The 8,649-nt window shown below is 70.0% G+C and carries 6 protein-coding genes; 2 read left to right on the forward strand and 4 right to left on the reverse strand.

Going from position 1 to position 8,649, the window contains the following annotated elements; translation table 11 throughout:
• Positions 1–147 precede the first annotated feature (147 nt).
• The 4 genes from VGF12_RS13475 to VGF12_RS13490 are packed head-to-tail and all read right to left on the reverse strand — an operon-like array spanning position 148 to position 6,125.
• Positions 148–1,704, reverse strand: coding sequence for an MFS transporter (locus tag VGF12_RS13475; RefSeq protein WP_331176547.1), 1,557 nt, complete (start codon positions 1,702–1,704; stop codon positions 148–150).
• A gap of 44 nt (positions 1,705–1,748) precedes the next feature.
• Positions 1,749–3,383 carry a glycoside hydrolase family 43 protein gene (locus VGF12_RS13480; RefSeq protein WP_331176548.1) on the reverse strand — a complete coding sequence of 545 codons (1,635 nt, stop codon included), beginning with the start codon at positions 3,381–3,383 and terminating at the stop codon, positions 1,749–1,751.
• A gap of 16 nt (positions 3,384–3,399) precedes the next feature.
• Positions 3,400–4,602, reverse strand: a complete 1,203-nt coding sequence (locus tag VGF12_RS13485) for an ROK family protein (protein ID WP_331176549.1) — start codon at positions 4,600–4,602, stop codon at positions 3,400–3,402.
• Between the two features lie 2 nt (positions 4,603–4,604).
• The gene (locus VGF12_RS13490; RefSeq protein ID WP_331176550.1) at positions 4,605–6,125 is read right to left on the reverse strand and encodes an MFS transporter; all 1,521 of its coding nucleotides are present in this window, start codon (positions 6,123–6,125) and stop codon (positions 4,605–4,607) included.
• A gap of 255 nt (positions 6,126–6,380) precedes the next feature.
• Between VGF12_RS13490 and VGF12_RS13495 the strand changes: the two genes are divergently transcribed.
• Positions 6,381–8,498, forward strand: coding sequence for an alpha-glucuronidase family glycosyl hydrolase (locus tag VGF12_RS13495; protein WP_331176551.1), 2,118 nt, complete (start codon positions 6,381–6,383; stop codon positions 8,496–8,498).
• A 54-nt stretch (positions 8,499–8,552) separates the two neighbouring features.
• Positions 8,553–8,649: LacI family DNA-binding transcriptional regulator (locus tag VGF12_RS13500; protein WP_331176552.1), on the forward strand; the 97-nt coding region annotated here is incomplete at its 3' end.

Raw genomic sequence — 8,649 nt, forward strand, 5'->3', positions numbered from 1 at the left:
GACGACGCGCTTGGCGTCGTACCAGCGGTAGGCCAGCGGGTTGGTGGAGGCAGGGCCTTCGTAGGCGACGACGGGGAGATCGGAATAGACGGTGCTCATGACAGGGGTCCTTACTGCGGGATCAAGGGTGGGTGTGAGAGGGAAGGGTCAGGCGGTGGCCGGCACGGCGCGGGCCGAGCCGCCGTCGTCGTCGGGGCTGGCGCCGGCCTGGCGGCGGCGCTGGGCAAGTTCATCGGCCATGCGCAGCGTGGTGTTCTTGTCCAGCTTGTTGGCCATCAGGCACAGCGTGCAGGCGGCGAACAGGCCGCCGACGACGAAGCTGGACGCGAAGCGGTAGCCGGCAATCGCGTTGGGGGCCGAAGGCAGTTGGGTGTCGTAGCCGAAGAAGCCGGCCAGCAACCACAGGAAGCTGGCCGAGCCCAGGGCCAAGCCGGCCTTCAGCGAGAAGCCGATGGTGGCAAACACCATGCCGGTGAAGCGACGGCCGGTCTGCCATTCGGAGTAGTCGGCAGCGTCGGCATACATGGACCACATGACGGCGACGGTGGGCGCGTAGACGACGGCGCTCAGCATGTGCAGGCCCAGCATGGCCCAGACGGCGTCGGGCGGCAGCAGGTACATTGCGCAGGCCGTCAGCGTGCACAGGCCGAAGCAGACGACGCCGATGGCGCGGCGGCCGTAGCGCGCCGACAGGCCCATGGACGCCATGATGACGACGATGGTCGTCGCCGTGCCGGCCATGTTGATGATGCTGTTGAAGACGTCGGCGACGTTGGAGCTGGCGAGCTGGTCGCGCGTGCCGTGCACGATGTAGCCCAGCGCATCAGCCAGGCTGCCGGTGCCGGCCGTGTCGGGCGTCGTCAGGCCCAGCGCAGCAACGAAGTCGAACATGGCGGCCTTGTCGGCGTAGTGGTGGTAGTAGTTGTAGTGGGCGCCGCCGCGCAGGGCCAGCATGCCGAACTGGAAGACGGTGTAGGCCACCAGCGAGATCCAGGGACCGTTCTTCAGCAGGTCGGCGAAGTCCTGCCGGGGCGAACTCTTGGTCTCGGAGATGGGCTTGATGCGTTCCTTCGTCGTGAAGAAGGTGACGAGAAAGAGCACCAGGCAGGCCACGGCCCAGATGGTCATCGTGACCTGCCAGCCGTGGGCGCGGTCAGCGCCCTGCGCGAACTTGGCCACCAGCGGCAGCGTCAGGCCGCCAACCGCGAACTGCGCGACGTTGACGGACACGAAGCGGTACGAGTTGAGCTTGGTGCGTTCGTTGAGGTCGCCGGTCATGACGCCACTCATGGCCGAGTAGGGCATGTTGTTCATGCTGTACAGCGTCATCAGCAGCGTGTTGGTGATGCCGGCGTAGGCCACCACCATGCCGGTGCTCCAGCCCCAGGCCGGGTCCGGCGCCGTGTAGGCCAGCACCATGACGACGGCCCAGGGGACCGAGGTCCACAGCACCCAGGGTCGGAACTTGCCCCAGCGTGTGTTGGTGCGGTCGGCCAGCACACCCATGACGGGGTCGAACACGGCATCCCACAGCCGCGGCCACAGCAGGATGGCCGCGGCCGTGTTGGCGCTCAGGCCGAACACGTCCGTGTAGAAGTTCAGCTGGAACAGGATCATGGACATGAAGACCAGGTTGGCTGCGGCGTCGCCGCAGCTGTAACCGGCCTTCTCCATGAAGGAGAGGCGTTGGTGGGTGAAGGCCATGGGTTTGTCTCGTCTGGTTTTTCTAGGTCGCGGTCTGTCGCCGCTCAATCCTTGGATTCGTAGCTGAAATGGTCGAAGTCCGCGGCAAGCCCCTGGCCCGAAAGGTCCTGGCAGGCCAGGCCGATGAAGTTGCCGGTGAAGCCGAAGCTGCGCGCGAATCCGTTGACGAACCGCGTCGCGAACTCGTCGCTGAGCATGGCGGTGTCCAGCGCGGGGCCGATCGCCGTCCAGGGCTGGCCGGCTTGCGCGTAGTGGAACTGGTAGCGGTCGTGGCTGAATTCGACGGCCAGGTCCACGGCGCCGTCGGCCAGCTCGACGGCGGTGGCGGGCTCGCTCAGCGCCGCATCGCGGTTGACGGTCAGGCGCAGCACGCGCCGGCCCGAATCCACGTCGCGGCTGACGTGCAGGTAGGCGTGGTTGCTGGTGTTGTAGTAGGCGACGAGACCCGCCATCTGCTGGAACAGTTCGGGCTCGAAGTCCAGCCGCGTCTCGACGCGGCAGTTGAAGTGCTGCTGCCGGCGTGCGACCAGGCTCTGCTCGAACAGGCTCATCAACGACTCGCGGCCCTTCAGGCGCAGGAAGCCGGGGCGCTCGGTCAGCGAGATCCAGCTTTCGCTGAAGGGCACACGCAGCGAATTGAGGTGGTGGTTCAGCGTCTTGCCGTCGAAGTCGTCACGGTCGGCCTCGGCCGGGAAGGGGTGCTCGGGCAGGTGGGGGTCGGCCGTCTGCAGGCGCGGTGCATTGCCGCCGCCTTCGACCTCGGGCCAGCCGTCGTCGCGCCAATGGATGCGCTGGATGCCGGTCTCGCGCCCCAGGGGGCAGTGCAGGTTCTCGTAGACACCGTTTTGCCGGTCCGCATTCGGGCCGCTCCACTCCAACGGGCGGCCGCAGAGATGGGCCATGTACCAGTCGCCGTTCTGGGTCTCGACGAGGCTGGCATGGCCGCTGCGCTGCAGGCCGTCGGTGGGCTGCTTCCAGGCCGTCAGCAACGGGTTGCCGGGCAGGGTCTCGTACGGGCCGTCGAGGGTGCGCGAGCGGGCCAGCGTGACGGCATGTTCGTAGAAGGTGCCGCCTTCGGCCGTCAGCAGGTAGTACCAGCCCTGGCGGCGGTAGAGGTGCGGGCCTTCGACGACCTGCAGCTCGGTGCCGGCATAGATGTTCTTCGCCGGGCCGACCAGGCGCCGGGCGGCCGGGTCGTACTCCTGCAGCAGGATGCCGTTGAAGTGGTGCTTGCCGGGCTGGTGTATCCACTGCTGGTTGAGCAGCCAGTGGCGGCCGTCCTCGTCATGGAAGAGGCTGGGGTCGAAGCCCGAGCTGTTCAGGTAGACCGGCTCGCTCCAGGGGCCGTCGATGCTGGGGGCGGTGACCAGGTAGTTGTGGGTGTCCTTGAAGGCGCCGATGGTGGAGCGCACGTCGGTGTAGATCAGCCAGAACTGGCCGCCCGCGTAGCTCAGGCAGGGGGCCCAGACACCGGCCGAGTCGGGATGACCGATCAGGTCCAGCTGACTCTGGCGCGTGACGGCATAGCTGTGGTGACGCCAGTGCTTCAGGTCGCGCGAATGGTGGATGCGCACGCCGGGCCACCATTCGAAGGTGGAGGTGGCGATGTAGTAGTCATCGCCGACGCGGCAGATGGACGGGTCGGCGTGGAAGCCCGGCAGGATGGGATTGGTGATCATGAGGTGACGGCAGGAATCAGGCAGCCACGGCCAGGCGGCCGGCGGCGATCAGGGGGCGGGTGAGTCGGTAGCGGGCCAGGGCGGCAGCGCCCACGGCCACGGCGTCGGCGCCGAAGCGCGAGACGGTGACCGTCGGCGGCACCGCGCCCGCCGCGGCGGCGAGGCTTTCCAGGGTGCGGAAGGCGGCTTCGAGGAACGGGGCGCCCAGCTCGACGGCGGCGCCGCCCAGCACGATGCGGCCGGGGTCGTAGGCGGCACCGAGGTTGCCCAGCAGCAGGCCGAGGTAGTTGCCGGCGCTGGCCACGGCCTCGGTGCTGCCGGGCTGTCGGGTCTGCAGACGACGCTGGATCGCGGCCGCGCCGCCGGCCTCGTCGCCCGCGGGCAGCATGGCGCGAAAGCCGATCATGGCCTCGGCGCAGCCGCGGCGGCCGCAGCTGCAGCGCGGCCCGTCGATCTCCAGCGTCATGTGACCCACCTCGCCGGCCAGCCCGTGCGCGCCGGTCAGCAGCCGGTCATCGACGACGATGCCGGCGCCCACCCCCAGGCCCAGGCTGAGATAGATCAGCGGGTCGCTCGCACCCTCGCCGCCGCCGAACTCCAGCTCGCCCAGTGCGGCCACGTCGGCATCGTTCTGCACGAACAGGGGCACGCCCTGCAGGCCCGTCGCGCGCAGGTGCTCGACCAGCAGTGTGCCGGCAGGCAGGTCGCGCCAGCCGAGGTTGTGGGCGAAATGCAGATGGCCGCGCTGCTCGTCCACACCGCCGGGCAGGCCCAGGCCGATGCCGATGACGCGCTGGGCCGGCGTGTCCAGCCGCGCGTGGAGCTGCAGCAGCAGCTTGGCCGCGCGCACGAGGGCCAGGTGCGGGTCGCGGGCGGCGTCCAGCGGCGAGCGGGCACGGGCCAGCACGTCACCCGTGAGCGACGTGGCGACGACCTGCACGCCGTCCACGCCCACCTCGGCGCCCAGCAGCACGAGGCGGCCGGGGTCGACGAACAGCGGCGTGGGTCGGCGGCCCAGCTCGCCGGTGGCGACGACCTCGCGCTCCAGCAGCCAGCCCTCGGCGAGCAGTTCCTTCACCAGCGCGCTGACGGTGGACTTGGTGAGCTGCAGCGCCTCGGCCAGCGCCGCGCGCGACTGCCCCGGCCAGGCGCTCAGTTGCCGCACGATGGCCATGCGGTTGAGGTCCTTGAGCAGGTGCTGGTCGGCGATCAGCTGCATGGTCAGGCCGTCTGCAACCGGCCGCTGGCGTGAGGCCGGCCGGCGTGGAGGAGGGCGAGGCCGATCAGCACCAGGCCGACAGCCGCGGTCAGCGCCTGCGCCGCGCCCGAGAACTTGGCCGCGGCGACACAGGCCTGCCAGTTCGCGGCGATCAGCCAGGCCAGCAGCGCGCCGACGCCGGCCACCAGCCCGCCCGCCGCCAGCAGGCCGCGATGGGCCTGGCCCATGTCCACGCCGGCGTCCAGCGCCACGCGCTCGAAGCGTCCGCGGAACCACAGCCAGAACAAGCCCAGGCTGCTCAGGTGCATCAGGCCGGCGAAGACGAACACCCATTGCTGCGTGCCGGTCCACTGCACGGCCAGTGCCGCCAGCAGCGCGATGAACATGCCGCCGATGCCGCCCGCCGTGGCGCCAAGGCCGATGACGGCGCCGGAGACGCGGGTCGGGAAGAGGTCGGTGGCCGAGGTCAGCAAGTTGGCCGACCAGGCCTGGTGGCAGGCCGTCGCCAGCGTGATCAGCCCCACGCACAGCGCGAAACTGTCGCTGTAGTAGGCCAGGATGGCGCCCGGCATGCAGGCCGCCGCCAGGCCCATGGCCGTCATGCGCGCGCGGCCCACGGGCCAGCCGCGCTTGACGAGGGCGCTGGACAGCCAGCCCCCTGCGATGGAGCCGACGCTGGAGCCGAGATAGATCAGCGCGACGAGGCCCGCGCTCTTCAGCGGGTTCTGGCCGCGCTCGCGCTCGAGGTACGACGGCAGCCAGAACAGGAAAAACCACCAGACCGGATCGGTCAGCAGTTTGCCGACGAGGAAGGGCCAGATGGCCTTGAAGCGCAGCAGGGCGGTCCAGGGCAGCTTGACGGCAGCTTCCTGCGCCGGCTGCCCGGCACGGATGTGGGCGAGCTCCTCGGCCGACACCTTCGCATGCCGTTCGGGCGCCTGGAAGCCGCGCTCCCAGAACACGAGCCACACCAGGCCCGCGCCCCCGATCGCGACGAAGGCGAACTGCCAGCCGAACGTGACGGCCAGCCACACGGTCAGGGGCGACGCGATGATGCCCAGCGCGGTGCCCGAATTGAAGATGCCCGTAGCCAGCGCCCGCTCCTGCTGCGGGAACCACATCGCCACGGCCTTCATGGCCGCCGGGAAGTGGGCGGCCTCGGCCATGCCGAGCAAGAAGCGCACGACGACCAGCCCGATGACGGTGCCCACCAGGCCATGCGCGGCGGCCGCCGCCGACCACAGCAGCAGCGCGGCGGCCAGGCTGCGCTTGACGCCGAAGCGGTCGATGGCAATGCCGATCAGCGGCGGAAAGGCGGCGTAGGCCGCCGTGAAGGCGAACGTGATCCAGCCGTAGTCGGCGTCCGTCAACGCCAGGCCGCCGGCTTCCAGCGGTTGCTGGAGGCTGGTCTTGAGCACCGACAGCGCGTTGCGGTCGATGTAGTTGATGGTCGTCGCGACGAAGAGCAGTGCGCAGATGACCCAGCGCCGCCGGCCCAGCGTCGTGGCGAGGGCGCCGGTCATCACGCCACCCCGGTTGCAGCCGCTGCGGGCGCGAAGGCGCGGGCGAAGGTCGCGGGAGCCGGTGCGGCGAGGTCGGGGTTCAACGTGAGGTCTCCAGGCGTGGCGCTCGTCGGCGCCTCTCTTGATGTGTGGCGAGGCTTGCTATGGGCTCAAATGTAGCGCTACCATTTTGCTTTGTGCAAGCGAGAAATCTCTAACATTTCCGCGATCCAAGGGTTCTGACGCCCTGGCTTGGGCCCGATAACAGGAGACCGAATGAAGATATGGATCCAAGCCCTGGCCGGCTTGTTGCTGGTGGCGCTGCTGCAGCCCGCCGGGAGCGCGCCCGTGGAGGACGGCTACGACCTGTGGCTGCGCTACCGTGCGCTGCCGCCGGCCCCCCAGGCCCAGTTGCTGGCGCGCGCCCGCCGCATCGTCCATGCCGAACCGGCGTCGCCCACGCTGCAGGCCGCCGTCGCCGAGTTGAAGCGGGGCGTGGCCGGGCTGACGGGGCGCGAACCGGCGTCGTCGGCTCAGCCGGTGGACGGCGCGCTGATGCTCGTCACGCCGGCGAACGCGCCAGCCGGCGTCGAACTGCCCTGGGGGCAGCTGGGGCGCGAAGGCCATGTGCTGCGCAGCCTCAGGCTGGGCGGGCGGGCCGTGACGCTGATCGCGGCCAACACCGACGTGGGCCTGCTCTACGGCAGCTTCGCCTGGCTGCGCGCGGCGCAGACCGGCATCGACCTGTCCCGGCTGGACCAGCGCGCCGTTCCCCAGGTCGGGCTGCGCCTGCTCAACCACTGGGACAACCTGGATCGCACGGTGGAGCGCGGCTATGCCGGCGCGTCGATCTGGGACTGGTGGAAGCTGCCCGGCATCCTGGACGCGCGCTACAAGGACTACGCGCGTGCCAACGCGTCGCTGGGGCTGAATGGCACGGTGCTGAACAACGTGAATGCCAAGGCCGATTCGCTGACCGCGCCCTTCCTCGCCAAGGCGGCGGCGCTGGCCCACGTGTTCCGGCCCTACGGCATCAAGGTCTGGTTGTCGGCCCGTTTCTCCGCGCCGGTGGAGCTGGGAGGGCTGACGACGGCCGACCCGCTGGACCCGGCCGTGCGGGCCTGGTGGAAGGCCAAGGCCGACGAGATCTACCGGACCATCCCCGACTTCGGCGGCTTCCTCGTCAAAGCCAATTCCGAAGGCCAGCCTGGCCCGCAGGACTACGGCCGCAACCATGCCGATGGCGCCAACATGCTGGCCGAGGCCCTGGCGCCGCATGGCGGCCGTGTCATGTGGCGGGCCTTCGTCTATGCGCCCGACGCGAGCGACCGCGCGGCCCAGGGCCATGCCGAGTTCCAGCCGCTGGACGGCCGGTTCGCGGCCAACGTCATCGTGCAGGTCAAGAACGGTGCCATCGATTTCCAGCCGCGCGAACCCTTCCATCCGCTGTTCGGCGCGATGCCCAGGACGCCGCTGGCGCTGGAGCTGCAGATCACCAAGGAGTACCTGGGCTTCTCGACCCACCTGGTCTACCTGGGGCCGCTGTTCGAGGAGGTGTTGCGCGCCAGGCCCGACGGCGCGACGGTGGCCCAGCATGTCCAGGCGATTGCCGGCGTGGCCAACGTCGGCACGGACCGCAACTGGAGCGGCTCGGACTTCGACCAGGCCAACTGGTACGCCTTCGGCCGCATGGCCTGGGATCCGGGCCTGGCCTCGGCCGATGTGGCACGCGAATGGGTGCAGCAGACCTTCACCTCCGCGCCGCGTGCGGTGGACAGCATCGTGGCCATGATGACGGCCTCGCGCGAGGCCGTGGTCGACTACATGACGCCGCTGGGGCTGCATCACCTGATGGGCACCGGCCACCATCATGGCCCCGCGCCCTGGGTGGACAACCTGGAGCGGGCCGACTGGAACCCGGTCTATTTCCACCGCGCCGGCCGCGATGGCATCGGCTTCGACCGCTCGCCCCGCGGCAGCAATGCGGTGGCCCAGTACGCGCCCGCGTGGGCTGCGCGCCTGTCGCGGCCCGAGACCACGCCCGAGGCCTGGCTGCTGTGGTTCCACCACCTGCCCTGGGACTACCGGATGGCCTCGGGCCGCAGCCTGTGGGCCGAGCTGGTCGCCCGCTACGACCGCGGGGTGGAGAGCGTTGGCGCGCTGCGGGTGCAGTGGGCCGGCCTGCGGGGGCACATCGATGCCCGGCGCCACGCCGACGTGGCGGCCCACCTGGCCGTGCAGGAGCAGGAGGCGCGCTGGTGGCGCGATGCCTGCATCGCCTACTTCCAGTCCGTGTCGGGCCTGCCGCTGCCGGCGGGGGTGCGCCCTCCTGAGCAGCCGCTCGACGCCTACAAGGCGCTGCGCTTCAATTTCGCCCCGGGGCGGGGCGGCTGATGCGTCTCCAAATATGATTGCGCAAACAACCCCACCACCATCCGAGGGACCCCTTTGAAGCCAACCGCACGTGCTGGTCGCAGCACCAAGGTCGCCACCATTGCCGACGTGGCCAAGCTGGCCGGGGTGTCGCCCATGACGGTGTCGCGGG

Origin of the sequence: Roseateles sp. (assembly GCF_036404855.1) — a bacterium.
Classification (GTDB): domain Bacteria; phylum Pseudomonadota; class Gammaproteobacteria; order Burkholderiales; family Burkholderiaceae_C; genus Pelomonas.